17 protein-coding genes and 1 pseudogene are annotated in these 16,963 nt (G+C 51.4%); 8 read left to right on the forward strand and 10 right to left on the reverse strand.

What is annotated here, in order from left to right:
• Positions 1–84: 84 nt before the first annotated feature.
• On the reverse strand, positions 85–1,518 hold the full coding sequence (locus tag HEN21_RS09515) for a gluconate:proton symporter (RefSeq protein ID WP_105284909.1): 1,434 nt from the start codon (positions 1,516–1,518) through the stop codon (positions 85–87).
• 272 nt (positions 1,519–1,790) lie between these two features.
• Between HEN21_RS09515 and HEN21_RS09520 the strand changes: the two genes are divergently transcribed.
• The 5 genes from HEN21_RS09520 to cbpM all read left to right on the forward strand — a co-directional run bounded on the left by HEN21_RS09520 (position 1,791) and on the right by cbpM (position 5,801).
• Positions 1,791–2,705: a LysR family transcriptional regulator gene (locus HEN21_RS09520; RefSeq protein WP_000776563.1), complete on the forward strand. Its 915-nt coding sequence runs from the start codon at positions 1,791–1,793 to the stop codon at positions 2,703–2,705.
• Positions 2,706–2,755: 50 nt separating this feature from the next.
• On the forward strand, positions 2,756–4,009 hold the full coding sequence (locus HEN21_RS09525) for a D-amino acid dehydrogenase (RefSeq protein WP_176252284.1): 1,254 nt from the start codon (positions 2,756–2,758) through the stop codon (positions 4,007–4,009).
• Entirely contained in the window at positions 4,006–4,362 is a 357-nt protein-coding gene (locus tag HEN21_RS09530; protein WP_105284948.1) for a RidA family protein, read from the forward strand. Before HEN21_RS09525 ends, HEN21_RS09530 begins: the two co-directional genes overlap by 4 nt.
• 213 nt (positions 4,363–4,575) lie before the next feature.
• A complete protein-coding gene (gene cbpA / locus HEN21_RS09535; RefSeq protein WP_176252283.1) occupies positions 4,576–5,496 on the forward strand; it encodes a curved DNA-binding protein in 921 nt (306 codons plus the stop codon).
• Positions 5,496–5,801 (forward strand): chaperone modulator CbpM, encoded by a 306-nt coding sequence (gene cbpM, locus HEN21_RS09540; protein WP_000024560.1) that lies wholly within the window; start codon positions 5,496–5,498, stop codon positions 5,799–5,801. The genes cbpA and cbpM overlap by 1 nt, the downstream gene beginning before the upstream one ends.
• A 141-nt stretch (positions 5,802–5,942) precedes the next feature.
• Here the strand turns inward: cbpM and torD are convergent, their stop codons facing one another.
• The 3 genes from torD to torC are packed head-to-tail and all read right to left on the reverse strand — an operon-like array spanning position 5,943 to position 10,257.
• On the reverse strand, positions 5,943–6,542 hold the full coding sequence (gene torD, locus HEN21_RS09545; protein ID WP_176252282.1) for a molecular chaperone TorD: 600 nt from the start codon (positions 6,540–6,542) through the stop codon (positions 5,943–5,945).
• A complete protein-coding gene (torA, locus tag HEN21_RS09550) occupies positions 6,539–9,085 on the reverse strand; it encodes a trimethylamine-N-oxide reductase TorA (RefSeq protein ID WP_176252281.1) in 2,547 nt (848 codons plus the stop codon). Before torA ends, torD begins: the two co-directional genes overlap by 4 nt.
• Complete coding sequence (torC, locus tag HEN21_RS09555; protein ID WP_176252280.1) at positions 9,085–10,257, reverse strand: pentaheme c-type cytochrome TorC; 1,173 nt, start codon at positions 10,255–10,257, stop codon at positions 9,085–9,087. Before torC ends, torA begins: the two co-directional genes overlap by 1 nt.
• 129 nt (positions 10,258–10,386) lie before the next feature.
• On the opposite strand from torC, the gene torR reads away from it, so the two are divergent.
• Positions 10,387–11,079, forward strand: a complete 693-nt coding sequence (gene torR, locus HEN21_RS09560; protein WP_001120129.1) for a two-component system response regulator TorR — start codon at positions 10,387–10,389, stop codon at positions 11,077–11,079.
• On the opposite strand, the gene torT is transcribed toward torR, so the two are convergent.
• Positions 11,052–12,080, reverse strand: coding sequence for a TMAO reductase system periplasmic protein TorT (gene torT / locus HEN21_RS09565; RefSeq protein ID WP_176252279.1), 1,029 nt, complete (start codon positions 12,078–12,080; stop codon positions 11,052–11,054). The genes torR and torT overlap by 28 nt on opposite strands.
• Positions 12,081–12,162: 82 nt before the next feature.
• Between torT and torS the strand changes: the two genes are divergently transcribed.
• Positions 12,163–14,907 (forward strand): TMAO reductase system sensor histidine kinase/response regulator TorS, encoded by a 2,745-nt coding sequence (gene torS, locus HEN21_RS09570; RefSeq protein ID WP_176252278.1) that lies wholly within the window; start codon positions 12,163–12,165, stop codon positions 14,905–14,907.
• A gap of 71 nt (positions 14,908–14,978) precedes the next feature.
• Entirely contained in the window at positions 14,979–16,052 is a 1,074-nt protein-coding gene (locus tag HEN21_RS09575) for a 4Fe-4S binding protein (RefSeq protein ID WP_176252277.1), read from the forward strand.
• 48 nt (positions 16,053–16,100) lie between these two features.
• On the opposite strand, the gene HEN21_RS09580 is transcribed toward HEN21_RS09575, so the two are convergent.
• The 5 genes and pseudogenes from HEN21_RS09580 to cspG form a co-directional block, all read right to left on the reverse strand.
• Positions 16,101–16,274 (reverse strand): GnsA/GnsB family addiction module toxin, encoded by a 174-nt coding sequence (locus HEN21_RS09580; RefSeq protein ID WP_001019202.1) that lies wholly within the window; start codon positions 16,272–16,274, stop codon positions 16,101–16,103.
• Positions 16,264–16,314, reverse strand: coding sequence for a hypothetical protein (locus HEN21_RS23415; protein ID WP_135486412.1), 51 nt, complete (start codon positions 16,312–16,314; stop codon positions 16,264–16,266). Before HEN21_RS23415 ends, HEN21_RS09580 begins: the two co-directional genes overlap by 11 nt.
• Positions 16,293–16,491 (reverse strand): annotated as a pseudogene (locus HEN21_RS22850) (protein YmcE). Before HEN21_RS22850 ends, HEN21_RS23415 begins: the two are co-directional and overlap by 22 nt.
• A complete protein-coding gene (ymcF, locus tag HEN21_RS09595) occupies positions 16,466–16,654 on the reverse strand; it encodes a cold shock small protein YmcF (protein WP_071524879.1) in 189 nt (62 codons plus the stop codon). Before ymcF ends, HEN21_RS22850 begins: the two are co-directional and overlap by 26 nt.
• Positions 16,655–16,664: 10 nt before the next feature.
• Positions 16,665–16,877, reverse strand: coding sequence for a cold shock protein CspG (gene cspG, locus HEN21_RS09600; protein ID WP_000066493.1), 213 nt, complete (start codon positions 16,875–16,877; stop codon positions 16,665–16,667).
• Between the last annotated feature and the right edge of the window lie 86 nt (positions 16,878–16,963).

Genomic DNA, 16,963 nt, shown 5'->3' on the forward strand with positions numbered 1-16,963 from the left:
TTCGCAAATTAGCAGATAACGAGGCGGGAAACTTGCAGAGCACCAGGCGATAGCGAACAGTGCGCTATCGCCTGGTTTGTATCGTTAAACTAATACCTGAAACAGCACGGCAAAAAGAATGATATTGGCAATGACAATGGTCCAACCGTTATAAAGCATATATTTCAGGTGAGTTGATTGTGCCAGCCCCATTTGACCAAACATATCCGATGAAGGGAAAGGCCCAAACCAGTCCACTTGCGATGAGGCTAACAATACCGCCGTTGTCCCCTGTGGCGGCACTCCCGCAGCCATCAACATTGGACCAAATATTTTGTGCGTAAAGGTCATCTGAGCAACAGCGGCGCCTGGCACATGACCGATAATGTTAAAAGCAAAAATACAGAAGCAAAGCCATGCCGGTGATATCCCGGTTAACAGTGGTTGGGTGTATTCGAGCAATCCCTGATACGCCTGCAGGCTATCCATAAGTTCCAGAATCGGGTTATACAGCCAGTAGAGCAGAAACATCCACACCAGTCTGCCACACCCTTTATACAGCGCCTGCAGTATCCCGGCAGGGCTTAATCCTCCCACCAGTCCAGTGAACAAAGCCACCAGTAACATCACGATAATGGCAAAACTAAAACCTGCTTTTATCACTACACCGATAACCGCCATAACAATAATGGTTGCGGCAAATGCCAGCGCGCTGAGCTTGCGACGGCGAACGCGGGCGGGTTCCTCTTCTTCCTGAGTTTTCTCAGAGAGATCCACTTCGTAGTGTAATTTTCCTTCCGTCATCTTCTGAATTCGCCCGGCCATGATCCAGCCAGCGAATAACGTCACGGCGCTCATTGGTAATCCAACGTACATCAGGTATTGCGGATAAGTCAGGCCGCCGAGTTGTAAAATCGTCACGGTACTGGGGGTAAATGGCCCGGTAAACAATCCCACTGACCCCGCCGTCATCATCAGTGCAGCCACCGTAGGCGGTGTCAGCCGTACTGCCGCCGCCACAGGAATAATCACCGCGACAATAATGGCATTACCGCCTGCCATAGTGCCCAGCGCGCCACAGATGAGAATGGAAGATACAACGATGCCAAATTTGACCCGCGTCTGGCTGGAAAGCCCGATACGATGTACCACAAATTTGACCAGTTCAACGGCGGCTCCGGTACGTGTTGCCACTTCCCCGACACCGGCACCAAGCATGATGATCAGACCTACAGTGGCGATAAACGATCCCGTCGATTTTGCCAGCATGGTGCCCATTTCTGGTAAGCCGGTGGAGGTCATTATCATCGCAATAATAATCGATGAAATAACTGCCAGAACAATATCGACGCCTATCAACGAGAGCACCGCTAACGCTACCAGCGGTGTAAAACCAAGCAGTCCGAGTTCATTACCTGGACGCCCCTGACACCAGAACGCTGTCAGTAAAAAAACAACCAACAGTAAACCAATAATGACATTCTTTTTGGTGATATTTTGTCTGGTTAGCGAACCACCAGCGAGCATTGAGTCACTCATATAACTCCTTAACCCCATCGAATCGACTTTCAATATCAGCCGATGTATTTGGACAGCTCAGAAAATATCCCCCCTCGTTATTATTGTTAGCAAAATGCACTGAGGGTTTGTCCGGGTACTACAGGTATTATTCTGAGTTCGTAATTAACCCCTTTAGGTGGGCAAATAACGCATTGTTACCAGAACAGGCGTTACAGATTAAATTTATGTTAACTTGGTGCTACCATGAAATGACTTTTTATCTATCGTCTATAACTCTGGGTTAACTCTTAATGAAACTGCGCCACCTGGAAATCTTCTATGCCGTGATGACATGCGGGACACTTTCCCGGGCTGCGGAATCGCTGAATATTTCCCAGCCGGCCGCCAGTAAAGCGTTAAAAAACGCTGAACAAAAACTCGGTTTTCAGCTCTTTCAGCGAGTTCGTGGCAAGCTTCTTCCAACCAGCGAAGCGATCACACTTTTTGAAAAAGCGCAGTCGATTTATCACGAACTCGATAACCTGCGACTGCTGGCCGATAACCTGACGCGAGATCCGCGAGCCAAAATAGCCCTGGGATGCCTGCCAAGTCTGGGGTTAAGTCTGGTGCCAGAAATAGTCACCGCGTTTTACCAGCAGAATGCGAATCTGGTAATGACACTGACGACAGAGCACACCGAAACGTTGGTTAAAAAGCTTGATCTGCGTGAGATTGATCTGGCTCTGACGCTACAGCCGATTCAACAGGGGGAGATTATGACGACGCTGATAGCCGAAGTTCCACTGGTTTATATCGACCGGGACTATCGACAGGGCGCGGTAGAAATAGACAAGATTGACCAACAACGCTGGATTTCTCCCGGCCCCTATTCCCTTTCCGATGCAATAGCCAAACGGCGTGATTTTTTGACGACGCGCCTGAATGTCCAGACATATTACATGGCGACTGAATTTGTAAAACGAGGAATGGGATGCAGTATTACCGATATTTTCTCTGCCCGTCATAACCTCCCGGCAGAGACAATTCACTCCATCGAACCACCAATAAAAATTGATCTTTGCTTACTACGCCGTGCCGATGTTTCGCTTAGCCCTATTACACAAAAATTTGTCGATTTCCTCTGTCAGCAATTACGTCAGCAACTGCGAGCCATTAACCTTGAGTTATACCCTGAAAATAAAAAGTCAATTGCTCCTCAGGCCTAAATGTTTTGACATATCCCCAACGCATTTATTAGCGGTGGATATCTCAGGTGATGAAAAAACGCATTGTAGTTATTGGCGGCGGGGTAATTGGTCTGGCGACAGCATGGGTTCTGGTAAAACAGGGCCATCAGGTGCAATTGTTAGAACGCAACGGTCAGGCAGGTATCGCCACCAGTTTCGCTAATGGCGGGCAACTCAGCTATCGCTACGTTGCTCCTCTGGCGGATAAAGGCGTACCGATGCAGGGGCTTAAGTGGATGGGGAAAAGTGACTCCCCTCTGAATATGCGTTTGCGCATGTCATTTAGCCAGTGGCGCTGGTTGCTGGCGTTTTTAATGTCCTGTAATAGCCGGACAAATAAACTCAATGGCGACCATATTTTACGCTTATCACTGTTAAGTCGTCAGGTCATGGAAGAGTGGCTGCTGGAGGATAATCTTGATGATTTTCACTGGCGCCGTTCTGGCAAACTGATTATTCATCGCCGCCAGCAAGATTTAGCCAAAGCAGCAAAAGGCATTGATCCGCAATTTCAACAGGCTTTATCACGCGAAGAGTGTGTTCATCTTGAACCAGCACTAAAACATATTGGTCATTCCCTGTGCGGTGGTATTTACTCCCCCGGCGATGAAACGGCGGACTGCTATAAGTTCTGTCAGGCATTACTTGCCAAACTTAATGCCAGTGCGAATTTTTCGCTACAGACCGATTGCGAAGTTTTGCAGTTGAATAAAAAAGGTGAGCGCATTGAGTCTATTACCACCCGCACTGGAACGCTGGTTGCGGATGATTATGTCGTTGCCGCCGGTAATGGCAGCACGCATTTGCTTGCCGGAACCGGGACTCACGTACCGCTCTGTGGTCTGAAAGGCTACAGTCTGACGCTCCCCTTCCCACAAAAAATGGGGATCGCACCACAAATCAGTGTCACCGACTATGGTCATAAAATTGTCTATGCCCGGCTCGGTGACCGGTTGCGCATCGCCGCCATGGTCGATATTGGCTATGACGGTACTGAACTGCGCTCTGAACGCATTGGCGCCTTAAAACAGATCGTAGCTGCCAGTTTTCCGCAACTGCAAGGTATCGATGAGGCCGAATTATGGACGGGTATGCGTCCATCCACCCCTGCGGGTCCGCCACTATTAGGACGGGCGAAGTATCAAAATCTATGGATGAATCTTGGTCAGGGCAGTCTGGGCTTTACGCTGGCGGCGGGTAGTGCCGTGGTGTTAGGCGCTCTGCTGTCGGGCGAAGATCCTGCAATTTCACTTGATGGACTGACATGGAGCCAATCAGCTTGAATATCAAACGTAATAACCCACAACCGCGTCTTGCCGCCAGTGTAGAATATGGCAATCTTGTTTTTCTCTCCGGTCAGACACCGAAGAGCAATACTCCGTCCATCGCGCAACAAACGCGCGAAGTGCTGGAGAAAATCGACGCATTACTTGCTAAAGCTGGCAGTGATAAATTTCATCTCTTGTCTGCTCAGATATGGTTAAAAGATATCAGCCGCGATTTTGCCGAGTTCAACGACGTATGGGTTAGCTGGATGCCAGAAGGATATAGCCCGGCACGTGCTGCCGTACAAGCGGAGATGGCCCGCCCGGAGATTCTGGTTGAAGTGATGGTCACTGCGGTAAAAGCGGGATAAGTACCCATTTTCTGCCCCCTGGCAAGATAGTCATGGGGCATCCCTGAAGGTTAAACATCCCCTCTTTCACCTGCCAACATTCAGGCTGAAAATATCATTTTTAGTTATGTTGTTGTCTCTGGCCTACGATTTTTTCTGATTTCCCCTACACTTAACACTGATACCTTGTCAGGGGTTTCCCTTTGTCTGTATTGATTTACGCGAGATAACGCTATGGAATTAAAGGATTATTACGCCATCATGGGCGTGAAACCGACGGACGATCTCAAGACAATCAAGACCGCCTATCGTCGACTGGCCCGCAAATACCATCCTGATGTCAGCAAAGAACCGGATGCCGAAGCCCGCTTCAAAGAGGTCGCTGAAGCCTGGGAAGTGTTAAGTGATGAACAACGTCGCGCTGAGTATGATCAGATGTGGCAACATCGCAACGATCCGCAATTTAGCCGTCAGTTCCAGCATGGCGACGGTCAGAGTTTTAACGCCGAAGATTTTGACGATATCTTCTCGTCAATTTTCGGTCAGCATGCCCGCCAGAGCCGTCAACGCCCCGCCACACGCGGCCACGATATTGAAATCGAAGTGGCGGTATTCCTCGAAGAAACGCTTACTGAGCATAAGCGTACCATCAGCTATAACCTGCCGGTTTATAACGCCTTTGGCATGATCGAACAGGAAATCCCGAAAACGCTGAATGTGAAGATCCCGGCGGGCGTCGGCAATGGTCAACGCATCCGTCTGAAAGGCCAGGGGACGCCGGGCGAAAACGGTGGTCCAAATGGCGACCTGTGGCTGGTGATTCATATTGCGCCGCATCCGTTGTTTGATATTGTCGGTCAGGATCTGGAAATTGTGGTGCCGGTTAGCCCGTGGGAAGCGGCACTGGGTGCAAAAGTCACTGTACCAACACTGAAAGAAAGCATTTTGCTGACTATCCCGCCAGGCAGTCAGGCCGGGCAACGATTACGCGTTAAAGGCAAAGGTCTGGTCAGCAAAAAACAGACCGGCGACCTGTATGCAGTGCTGAAAATCGTCATGCCACCGAAACCGGATGAGAACACTACCGCGCTGTGGCAACAACTGGCAGACGCCCAGTCGTCTTTTGATCCACGTAAAGATTGGGGGAAAGCATGATGGCTAATGTTACGGTGACTTTTACCATTACCGAATTTTGCCTGCATACCGGCATCTCTGAAGAGGAGTTGAATGAAATTGTCGGTTTGGGGGTGGTTGAACCGCGTGAGATCCAGGAAACAACCTGGGTGTTTGACGACCATGCCGCCATCGTGGTGCAACGCGCAGTACGCCTGCGTCATGAACTGGCTCTGGACTGGCCTGGGATCGCGGTGGCGCTGACGTTAATGGATGATATTGCGCACCTGAAGCAGGAAAACCGCCTGCTGCGCCAGCGGCTTTCCCGGTTTGTGGCTCATCCGTGAGTTTGTTGCCTGATGCGACGCTTAACGCGTCTTATCAGGCCTACGAAGGGCATTGTTCCCGTAGGCAGGATAAGGCGTTCACGCCGCATCCGGCGGCTCTGCCATAATGCCTGATGCGACGCTTAACACGTCTTATCAGGCTTACAAATCGGCATTATCTCTATTGGTTATCGCAAGCAACAACTGGCTTAGTGCCGCGTAAAAACCAAAGCTATCATACCGATGGCAACGCGCAGCAAACTCAGGTAACCATTGCCACAGTGCCGTTAGCGTTTTTTGCCGCAAACAGTCGATTCTTCGCGCAGGAACAGTCCCCTCTCCCAGTGAAAAATGCAGATGACTTAACAACTCCAGATAGATCGCCAGATGATCTGACGGTTCGTTGAAATTGCCACTGGTTTCCATCCCCGCCTCAACTAACAAGCGTTTAATCTCTTGCTCGTCCTGTTTGTAGGCCGATGCATAAGGCAGCGCCGCTTGTTTGTCAGTCATCAGAAACAGTCCGCAAAAGTCAGCGGCGAGTTCCAGACGGGCGTCGTCACGAACCGTCAATGCGGCGATTTTAGCTTCCAGTTCGTTCACCGCCGCAGCTAACGGCGGTTCGCTTTTCAGCAAAGAAAACCATTCAGACATCTGCGCACTGGCGATTTGCGTCAGTTGTTCATCGTCCAGTTCACGGGAGAACAACTGCGCCAGCCAGGCGTAAACACAGGCCGTCTGCTCCGCCGTTAGTGAAGTCATGATTTCACCTGCGACGCGGGAACATATTCGCACTGCGCCACCATCTCCACGGGGCCGTTAAACGCCGTTACCTGCTCCACTGTTCCGTTGTACTTCTCAATTTCTACCAGCGTAGTGTGCGCACTGGTCGCCTGCGCCAGCTGTGAAGTACCGATGTCGATGGTCAACACGTTGGGGTTACCGTATTTGCACAGCGCACCACGCTCGCCACCTTTATCTGGATCGTACCATGCCCCTTCGTGAATTCGCGCCACGCCGGGCGCATAGCGGTCAGAAACTACTGCTCCTGCCAACACCTGACCGCGAGCGTTAAACACGCGTACCACATCACCGTTACGAATACCGCGCGCGCTGGCATCCTGCGGGTTAATGAACACTGGCTCTTTACCCGCTACCGTATATTGCTGACGCAGCGTTTCCGACTCACATAACTGCGAGTGAAGTCGGAAATCCGGATGCACAGATTGCAGATGCAACGGATACTTTTGCGAGCCAGGCCCACCGTGGGAGCGTTCGATTTTCTCAAACCACATCGGATGCCCCTGACAATCGTCGTAGTTCATATCGGCGATGGTTTTCGAGTAGATCTCAATCAGGCCACTCGGCGTGCCCAGCGGTTCGAGATCCGGATCTTCGCGGAATGCCTGGTGGCGAACAAACATCTGCGGATGGTCAAACTCGACGTACTCTTTGTTATTCCAGAAGTCATCAAACGCTGGCAGATGAACGCCGCGCCCTTTGCCTTGTTGTACACCTTCCTGCCAGATGCGTTTCAGCCAGCCCATTTCGTCCAGCCCTTCGGTAAAGGCTTCTTCGCGATTAAAGCGGCGGCACAGCTCGCGGAAAATATCAAAGTCGTTGCGCGCCTCGAACTGCGGCGGCACGACCTGTTTCATGGCGATAATGCCACGGTTGGAGTGGTTGCCGTACTGGTCGAGATCGTTACGCTCAAACTGCGTGGTCGCAGGCAGCACGATGTCGGCAAAGCGGCAGGTTGAGGTCCACTGGTTATCTATGGCGATAACCGTTTCCAGCTTGCGCCAGCCTTCAATAATGCGGTTGATCTGCTGATGGCGATGGAACGGGTTAGTTCCGGCAAAAATACACATTTTCAGCGGCGGCAGTTTTACCGATTTACCGTTCCAGTTGATCACTTTCCCCGGTTCGAGGATCGCATCGATAAAACGGGCAATCGGAATGGTGCTGCTGTAGCCTTTGTAGTCACTGTTGTCGTGAACAGGCGGAATCGACGTAGAGCCGGAGAAACCACTCAGAATAACGCCTTTACGCCCCGGCGTGCCTGCGCCGTTATAGTGCCAGCCAAAACCAAAGCCACCACCTGGCAGGCCAATTTGCCCCAGCATCGCCGCCAGAACGACAATCATCCACGCCCACTGTTCACCGTGCTGCATACGCTGCACGCACCAGCCAGCAATAATTTGCGTTCTGTTCGCCGCCATCTGCCGCGCCAGCCCACGAATGGTTTCGGCATCAATGCCGGTCAGTTTTTCAGCCCATGCGGCATCTTTCGGCTGACCGTCTTTCTCACCCAGCAGATACGGCAGGAACTGCTCAAAACCCACACAGTAGTTAGCGAGGAAGTTTTTGTCGTACAGGTTTTCACTGTACAGCGTATGTGCCAGCGCCAGTTGCAGCGGCACGTCAGTTTGCGGGTTAACCGCAATGTGCTTCACATGCTCGCGCCCCAGATACTCATGGGTGGATGTGACAACCGGATCGATGCTGATGACCACAACTTCACCGGCAGCGACTTTCGCTTTTAGCTGCTCGTAATATTCATAAACATCGTGATCCGGGCACCACCAGTTCGCTTGCTGGTTTTTCAGCAAATCGGAGCCCCACAGCACAATGGTTTTGCTGTTTTGCAATACCAGCGGCCAGGAGGTCTGCTGTTCATACACTTCCATTGAGCCGACCACGCGCGGCAGGATCACCTGCGCAGCACCGGTGGAGTAATCTCCGCCCGTACCCACGCTATTACCATGTAAGGCAATAGCTTTCGCCAGCATCCCCGAAGCGTTATGGAACATCCCCGTCGATTGCCAACCACTGGCGGTCAGCAAGGCACTCGGCCCGTGAGTTTTCTGTACGCGTTCCAGTTCTTCATAGAACATGTCGAGGGCTTCATCCCAGCTCACGCGCACAAAACGGTTATCACCGCGCTGGGAGGTGTCGCTCAGATGGCGCTTACGCAGCCAGTCCACGCGTACCATCGGGTAACGAATACGCGCCGCGTTGTGTACATGATCCGGCAATCCGGCGATCATTTTCGACGGATATTTATCCAGTTCGAACGGTTTTGCTGCCACAAAGCGACCATCCTTCACCGTCGCGCGGATAGCCCCCCAGTGCGACCCGGTAAGAATACCCTCTTTCGAGATGACAGCCTCAGTCGCCGCTTGCGCCGCAGTCGCACGGCGCGGCGTTAACAATGACGTCCCCAGCATCCCGGCGACGGTTAAGCCGCCGAGTTGTGCCAGAAAACGCCGACGTGATGCCTGAAAGAGATCGTTATTGTTCATTATTTTTCTTCCTTCTTATCGCCGTGAGCCTTACCTGCGGTGTCAGACGCATTCATTTGCAGATATTTCAACAAGGTGCGTTCTTCACGTTTATCGAGGCTGGTAAAGCCAATCATGCCGTTGAGCGTGCCGATCCAACCGTTAGCGTCAAAGTGGGATATTTCCGGTGCGCCGTGGCACTGGTTACAGGTGCCGTTGTACAGCGAATCCGCATAAGCCCAGATCGGTTTGATATCGTTCACCATGTCGCCTTTCTTCATCCACGCGGTGGCCTGTAACTTGCTCCACTCGGTATTGGTGTCGGCTACGGTGGTTTTCTCCAGCGTTTTCACCTGCTGCTGCACATCACCACGAATCGAGGCAACAAAGATGCGTTTACCTGGCAATTGGGTGAGTACACGCTGACGTCCGGCGCTTTCCGTCCAGCCGGTAATTTCAATTTGCAGCCAGTCGCCGTCACGTTTAAGGACTTTCACTTCCGAAGCAGGCAGCAGAGAACCAGAGGCTTCTTTATCGCCTTTCGCCGCATAAATCGGCTTAATATCAATAGAGTACAGCGTGTCACCACTGTCATTAGCACTGGCGCGCAACTCATCGAACTGCTTACGGAAGCCGCTACTCATATCCGGTAACTGGTGGGCAATACCTTTATGACAGTCGATGCAGGATTGATTATCTTTCGCTGCCACCTTCATCTGACGTGCCGCTTCCGGATGCTGCTTCGCATGATCCATCGCATCGTAGTTATGGCAGGAGCGGCAGGTTGCCGAGTTGTTTTCTTTCATTCGCGCCCACTCACGCTCGGCAAGTTCCGCGCGTTTGGCTTCGAATTTTTCAGGTGTATCAATGGAGTGGGCAATAAAGGTCTGGTAGATATCGTTGCTCGCTTCCAGTTTGCGCTTCACCATGCCTGGAATATCCGGCGGGATATGACAGTCATGGCATTCAGCTCGCACGCCGGAGGCGTTCTGGAAATGCACCGACTGTTTATATTCTTCATACACCGGTTGCATACTGTGGCAACTGACACAAAATTCGGTTGTGCTGGTGACTTTGATCCCAACGTGTGGCAATACAATCAGCGCAATGCCAATCACAATCCCAGTAGCGACCAGCGCCAGTACCGACCAACGAGCACTGGGTCGGCGTAGCGCGTTCCAGAGTTTCCGCATAATAGCCCCTGTAAAATTATGGTTTAGTGAAGCGATCTTAATGAGCAAATATGAACAGCGGCACTGGTCAGGATGAACGGCTTACGGCAGAATATGAACAGATATGAACAGAATGAGTAAAACCCTCTGATGCCACATCATATTGTTATTGTTGAAGATGAGCCGGTTACCCAGGCGCGATTACAAACCTACTTCACTCAGGAGGGGTATACCGTTTCCGTTACGGCGAGCGGTGCCGGACTGCGGGAAATTATGCAGAATCAGCCAGTGGATTTGATTCTGCTGGATATCAACTTACCCGATGAAAATGGCCTGATGTTAACCCGCGCCCTGCGAGAACGCTCAACGGTGGGGATTATTCTGGTTACCGGACGCAGCGATCGAATTGACCGTATTGTTGGGCTGGAAATGGGCGCAGACGATTACGTCACCAAACCGCTGGAACTGCGCGAACTGGTAGTACGGGTAAAAAATCTGCTCTGGCGAATCGACCTCGCGCGACAAGCTCAACCGCACACTCAGGACAACTGCTATCGCTTTGCCGGTTATTGCCTGAATGTGTCGCGCCATACGCTGGAGCGGGATGGCGAGCCGATTAAACTGACCCGCGCAGAGTATGAAATGTTGGTGGCATTTGTGACGAATCCGGGCGAAATTCTCAGCCGTGAACGTCTGCTGCGTATGCTTTCTGCGCGTCGGGTGGAAAACCCTGACCTGCGCACCGTCGATGTGTTAATTCGTCGTTTACGCCATAAACTCAGCGCGGATTTACTGGTGACGCAACATGGCGAAGGTTATTTCTTAGCCGCTGATGTGTGCTGATAAAAATAGACCGGACGAAATCCCCCTGGCGACAGCGAGCGGCGGATATGTTCACGGTCGGCATTTTTCGGCGTCAGAACTAAAATCGGTGGGCTGACATTATCAGACACCGATTGCCCCTGTAATTGCCTGATGGCCTGCTCAACCGCCAGTTCCCCCTGCCAGACCATTTGATCGCTGGCAGCCATAATCACTCTTCCCCGCTTCAGCCCGCGATACACCTGATGTGAAAGATAAAACGACACCACGGTAAGCGGCGTTTTCAGGTTGCGCCCTTCACCCATAGCCGCCTCTGCCGCAATGGCCGTTCCGGCAACGACGTCGATTTCTGGATGGCGCTCCAGCATCTCCTGCAACAGGTTACGCTGGATTTCAATATCGTTATCACCAAGCGCAATATCAACAATACGCACCGGGCTTCCGGCAATGGCTGCGCGAAAACCCTCGACCATCTCCTTACTGCCCCCGGCGTTATCGGGTCCGGGCATCAACAGCACGTTCAGTGGTTTACCGTGCGCCCATTGCACCAGATATCGTCCTGGTTGATAGCCCATCTGAAACCAGGGCACACCAACGCGGCTTTTCACCTGGGGAGCATCAATAGCATTTACCAGTTCGATCACCGGCAGACTTGCTACCTGCTTTTGCAGATCGGGAAATGACGTCGTGCTACTACCGAGCAAAATGGCCTCTGCGCCCCACTCTTTACACTGGTCGATTTGTGCTTGCTGGGTAGCCAACTGGCTGTAGCCGCCTGCCTCCAGCACTTTTAAATCCACACCGTAGCGGCGGGCAGCCTCCTGCATACCATAGTTCAACGATAACCAGTATGAATCTTTCAGGCTGGGATAAAGCGCGCACAGTTTCCATACGCGTTTGGCTTTAAGCGGCATAGAGGCTTGCACCGTGAAATGCTGCGCATCATGCCAGCGCAACAGGTTATCAACCGAAAATGCCGATAACATGAAAAGGGAAAGAAGTAAAAATAGCAGTACGCGCATGATAGCCTCATCAATAATAAGGCTTTATGCTAGATGCATTCCGCTTTGCGACTCAACCTTTTTCACCTTAAGTGCACCGACCGTGAATTTAACCCTGACCCGAAGACTCTGGATGGGCTTTGCCCTGATGGCGCTGTTAACCCTGACCAGTACCCTGGTGGGATGGTACAACCTGCGCTTTATCAGCCAGGTGGAAAAAGACAACACTCAGGCATTGATTCCTACCATGAATATGGCGCGCCAGTTGAGCGAAGCCAGCGCCTGGGAACTTTTCGCCGCGCAGAACCTGACCAGTGCCGATAACGAAAAGATGTGGCAGGCGCAGGGGCGAATGCTCACCGCACAAAGCCTGAAGATTAATGCGTTGCTGCAAGCGTTACGGGAACAAGGTTTTGATACCACCGCTATTGAACAACAGGAGCAGGAGATTTCCCGTTCGTTACGTCAACAAGGGAAGCTGGTGGGGCAGCGTTTGCAACTGCGCCAGCAACAACAGCGACTCAGTCAGCAGATAGTCGCCGCCGCCGATAAAATCGCACGCCTGGCGCAAGGTCAGGCGAATAATGCGGCCACCTCCGCCGGAGCTACCCAGGCCGGGATTTACGATTTGATCGAACAACATCAGCGTCAGGCTGCTGAAAGTGCACTCGATCGGCTGATTGATATCGATCTTGAGTATGTTAACCAGATGAATGAACTGCGCCTTAGTGCTCTGCGGGTGCAGCAAATGGTGATGAATCTGGGGCTGGAACAGATCCAGAAAAATGCGCCAACGCTGGAAAAGCAGCTCAATAATGCGGTGAAAATTCTGCAACGTCGGCAAATACGCATTGAAGATCCGGGAGTTCGTGCTCAGGTCGCAACAACGTTAACTACCGTTAGCCAATATAGCGATTTGCTGGCGCTGTATCAGCAGGACAGTGAAATCAGCAATCGCCTGCAAACTCTCACCCAAAATAACATCGCCCAGTTCGCGCAGTTTAGTAGCGAAGTCAGTCAGCTGGTCGACACCATTGAGCTGCGTAATCAGCACGGACTGGCGCATCTGGAAAAAGCCAGTACACGCGGGCAATACAGCCTGTTATTGCTGGGAATAGTTTCACTTTGCGCACTGATTCTGATCCTCTGGCGTGTGGTTTATCGTTCAGTCACTCGCCCACTAGCCGAACAAACGCAGGCGCTGCAACGCTTGCTGGACGGCGATATCGACTCCCCTTTCCCGGAAACCGCTGGCGTGCGGGAACTGGATACCATTGGGCGGCTGATGGATGCGTTTCGCAGCAGTGTTCATGCGCTTAATCGCCACCGCGAACATCTGGCGGCGCAGGTCAAAGCACGCACGGCCGAATTGCAGGAGCTGGTAGTAGAACACCGACAGGCACGGGCGGAAGCAGAAAAAGCCAGCCAGGCAAAATCGGCATTTCTGGCGGCGATGAGTCATGAGATCCGCACACCGCTGTACGGTATTCTCGGCACCGCGCAACTGCTGGCAGATAACCCCGCACTTAACGCCCAGCGTGATGATTTGCGGGCAATTACCGACTCTGGAGAATCGCTGCTGACCATCCTTAACGATATTCTCGATTATTCGGCTATCGAAGCAGGCGGCAAGAATGTTTCGGTCAGCGATGAACCCTTTGAACCACGCCCGCTGCTGGAAAGTACCCTGCAATTAATGGGCGGACGGGTGAAAGGTCGTCCGATTCGACTGGCAATGGAAATTGCCGATGATATGCCGACCGCGTTAATGGGCGATCCGCGACGTATTCGCCAGGTTATTACCAATCTGTTGAGCAACGCCCTGCGTTTCACTGACAAGGGGCAGATTATCCTGCGCAGTCGCACTGATGGCAAGCAATGGCTGGTCGAAGTGGAAGACAGCGGCTGCGGTATTGATCCCGCGAAACTGACAGAAATCTTCCAACCATTCGTTCAGGTGAGCGGCAAACGCGGCGGCACCGGGCTGGGGCTGACTATCAGTAGCAGTCTGGCCCAGGCGATGGGTGGCGAACTGAGCGCCACCAGCACGCCGGAGGTTGGAAGCTGTTTTTGTTTACGCTTGCCGTTACGTGTTGCCACTGCACCCGTGTGCAAAACAGTCAATCAGGCTGTACGTCTGGATGGTGTACGTTTGCTGTTAATTGAAGATAACCCGCTAACCCAGCGAATTACCGTTGAGATGCTGAACACCAGTGGTGCGCAGGTCGTTGCCGTGGGAAATGCCGCGCAGGCAATAGAGACGTTGCAAAATAGTGAACCGTTTGCTGCCGCACTGGTGGATTTTGATCTGCCGGATATCGACGGCATTACCCTTGCCCGGCAACTGGCACAGCAATATCCGTCGCTGGTTTTGATTGGCTTTAGCGCCCATGTCATCGACGAAACGTTGCGCCAGCGTACCAGTTCGCTCTTTCGCGGGATAATCCCTAAACCGGTGCCGCGTGAAGTGCTCGGTCAGTTACTGGCGCACTATCTCCAACTGCAAACCAATAACGATCAATCGCTGGATGTATCGCAACTCCATGAAGATGCTCAGTTAATGGGGACGGAGAAGATTCGCGAATGGCTGACATTATTTAAACAACATGCCCTGCCACTTCTCGATGAAATAGACGCGGCCCGCGCCAGACGGGACGGCGAAAAAATTAAACGTGCCGCGCACCAGCTAAAAAGCAGCTGCTCGAGTCTGGGAATGCGTAGCGCCAGCCAGCTATGCGCGCAACTGGAGCAGCAACCATTATCTGCGCCCCTCCCACACGAAGAAATTACACGCAGTGTTGCCGCTCTGGAAACGTGGTTGAATAAGAAAGACCTGAACGCGATTTGAATCAATATCAGCCAGTTAAGAATATTTAGAATAGTGGCATTTAGTATGCAACTTAACGGGCTGGCAAAATCATGACAGAGAAAAAAAGAACCCGCTGGCAGCGGCGGCCAGGCACGACGGGCGGCAAATTACCGTGGAATGACTGGCGCAATGCCACCACCTGGCGTAAAGCGACGCAATTATTACTGTTAGCAATCAATATTTATATTGCCGTCACCTTCTGGTACTGGGTGCGCTATTACGAAACAGCAGGTAATACGGCATTTGTCGCCAGGCCGGGAGGCATCGAAGGCTGGCTACCGATTGCCGGTCTGATGAATCTGAAATACAGCCTTGAGACAGGTCAATTACCTTCCGTCCATGCCGCTGCGATGCTGTTGCTGGTCGCTTTTATCATCATCAGTCTGTTGCTGAAAAAAGCCTTTTGTTCATGGCTATGCCCGGTTGGTACGCTTTCTGAATTAATCGGCGATCTCGGGGAAAAACTGTTTGGTCGGCAATTTGCCCTTCCCCGCTGGCTGGATATTCCTCTGCGCGCAGTGAAATATTTGCTGTTGAGTTTTTTTCTCTATATCGCGTTATTGATGCCCGCTCAGGCGATTCACTATTTTATGTTATCGCCCTACAGCGTGGTGATGGACGTTAAAATGCTCGATTTCTTTCGCCATATGGGAACAGCGACGTTAATCAGCGTGATCGTTTTACTGATTGCCAGCCTGTTTATTCGCCATGCCTGGTGTCGTTATCTCTGCCCGTATGGTGCGCTGATGGGACTGGTTTCATTATTTTCGCCGTTTAAGATTCGTCGCAATGCCGAAAGTTGTATCGACTGCGGCAAATGCGCAAATAATTGTCCGTCACGGATACCTGTCGATAAATTAATCCAGGTTAGAACGGTGGAATGTACCGGCTGTATGACCTGCGTCGAGTCATGTCCGGTCGCTTCAACATTAACTTTTTCGCTGCAAAAACCTGCGGCAAATAAAAAGGCCTTTGCGTTGTCTGGCTGGTTAATGACGCTACTGGTTCTGGGGATTATGTTTGCGGTGATTGGTTATGCGATGTATGCGGGCGTATGGCAAAGCCCGGTGCCAGAAGAATTGTATCGACGCTTAATTCCGCAAGCACCAATGATTGGTCATTAAAATAGCAACAAGCGGAACATCACCTCGTGCGGGGTGATGTTCACAAAATCACATTATTTTGATTTTGACGTCATAACCTTCAAGCCCGGTCATTTTCTCCCGCGCAGTAAAGCGAATTTCAGAGACTTCTTTCCCTGTGTTCTTATTCAACTCGGCGATTTTTTGCGCAATAAACTCGGAGATTTCCGTTTCGGCTTGTTTTTTTAGCTCTTCAATATTCACTGTTAACCTCTTCTGGTCTTAAAAGACAGCAACACGCCAGCAAGGTGTTGGTTCCGATCCCCTGGTCAGGTTAGAAATGTTATAAGCCATCTGCATGAAAGATTCAATAATCAGTAGGTTATCGCTCAATATGCGTACAGGGATAAGTGCAAACAGAAGATATAAAAAAGGCTCCGCGAGGGAGCCTGATATTATTTTGTGAAATCCAGCGGCGCATGGTCAGTGCGTATTTGCAAGGCAACGTTATCAAAGGTGATCATCGTCGATTTACAGAAAATACACTTAGCGCCCAAAGGGTTTCGCTCCGTCACATCGAATGCCGATGTGCGGTACTGTGAACCATGACAACATGGACAGCGGAAATGGAGATGTTGAGTAATAACGGCAACCTTAGAGCGTAACAACGTTCGCTGCCGAGGGACCACGCTGCCCCTGCTCAATAGAAAATTCGACTTTCTGATTTTCATTCAGAGTGCGGAATTCATTGCTCTGGATGGCGGTGAAATGAACGAAAACGTCCTTGCTGCCATCATCAGGAGTGATAAAGCCAAAACCTTTATCTGCGTTAAACCATTTTACTAAACCAGTCATTTTATTAGACATATTTTACTTCCTTCATTTTGGGCCTTTCGGCAAACAGGGCTTTATTACAGAAACTACTTAGTGTTCAGGAGAGAGACTCAAAAGAA

The sequence above is a fragment of the Escherichia sp. 93.1518 genome (genome assembly GCF_013368915.2).
Taxonomy (GTDB): Bacteria; Pseudomonadota; Gammaproteobacteria; order Enterobacterales; family Enterobacteriaceae; genus Escherichia; species Escherichia ruysiae.

Coding starts and splice junctions, on each gene's coding strand:
- torR (WP_001120129.1), top strand. CDS start 10,387: ATGCCACATCATATTGTTATTGTTGAAGATGAGCCGGTTACCCAGGCG.
- HEN21_RS09515 (WP_105284909.1), bottom strand. CDS start 1,518: ATGAGTGACTCAATGCTCGCTGGTGGTTCGCTAACCAGACAAAATATC.
- cbpA (WP_176252283.1), top strand. CDS start 4,576: ATGGAATTAAAGGATTATTACGCCATCATGGGCGTGAAACCGACGGAC.
- HEN21_RS09520 (WP_000776563.1), top strand. CDS start 1,791: ATGAAACTGCGCCACCTGGAAATCTTCTATGCCGTGATGACATGCGGG.
- torD (WP_176252282.1), bottom strand. CDS start 6,542: ATGACTTCACTAACGGCGGAGCAGACGGCCTGTGTTTACGCCTGGCTG.
- torT (WP_176252279.1), bottom strand. CDS start 12,080: ATGCGCGTACTGCTATTTTTACTTCTTTCCCTTTTCATGTTATCGGCA.
- HEN21_RS09575 (WP_176252277.1), top strand. CDS start 14,979: ATGACAGAGAAAAAAAGAACCCGCTGGCAGCGGCGGCCAGGCACGACG.
- cbpM (WP_000024560.1), top strand. CDS start 5,496: ATGGCTAATGTTACGGTGACTTTTACCATTACCGAATTTTGCCTGCAT.
- cspG (WP_000066493.1), bottom strand. CDS start 16,877: ATGTCTAATAAAATGACTGGTTTAGTAAAATGGTTTAACGCAGATAAA.
- HEN21_RS09525 (WP_176252284.1), top strand. CDS start 2,756: ATGAAAAAACGCATTGTAGTTATTGGCGGCGGGGTAATTGGTCTGGCG.
- torC (WP_176252280.1), bottom strand. CDS start 10,257: ATGCGGAAACTCTGGAACGCGCTACGCCGACCCAGTGCTCGTTGGTCG.
- torA (WP_176252281.1), bottom strand. CDS start 9,085: ATGAACAATAACGATCTCTTTCAGGCATCACGTCGGCGTTTTCTGGCA.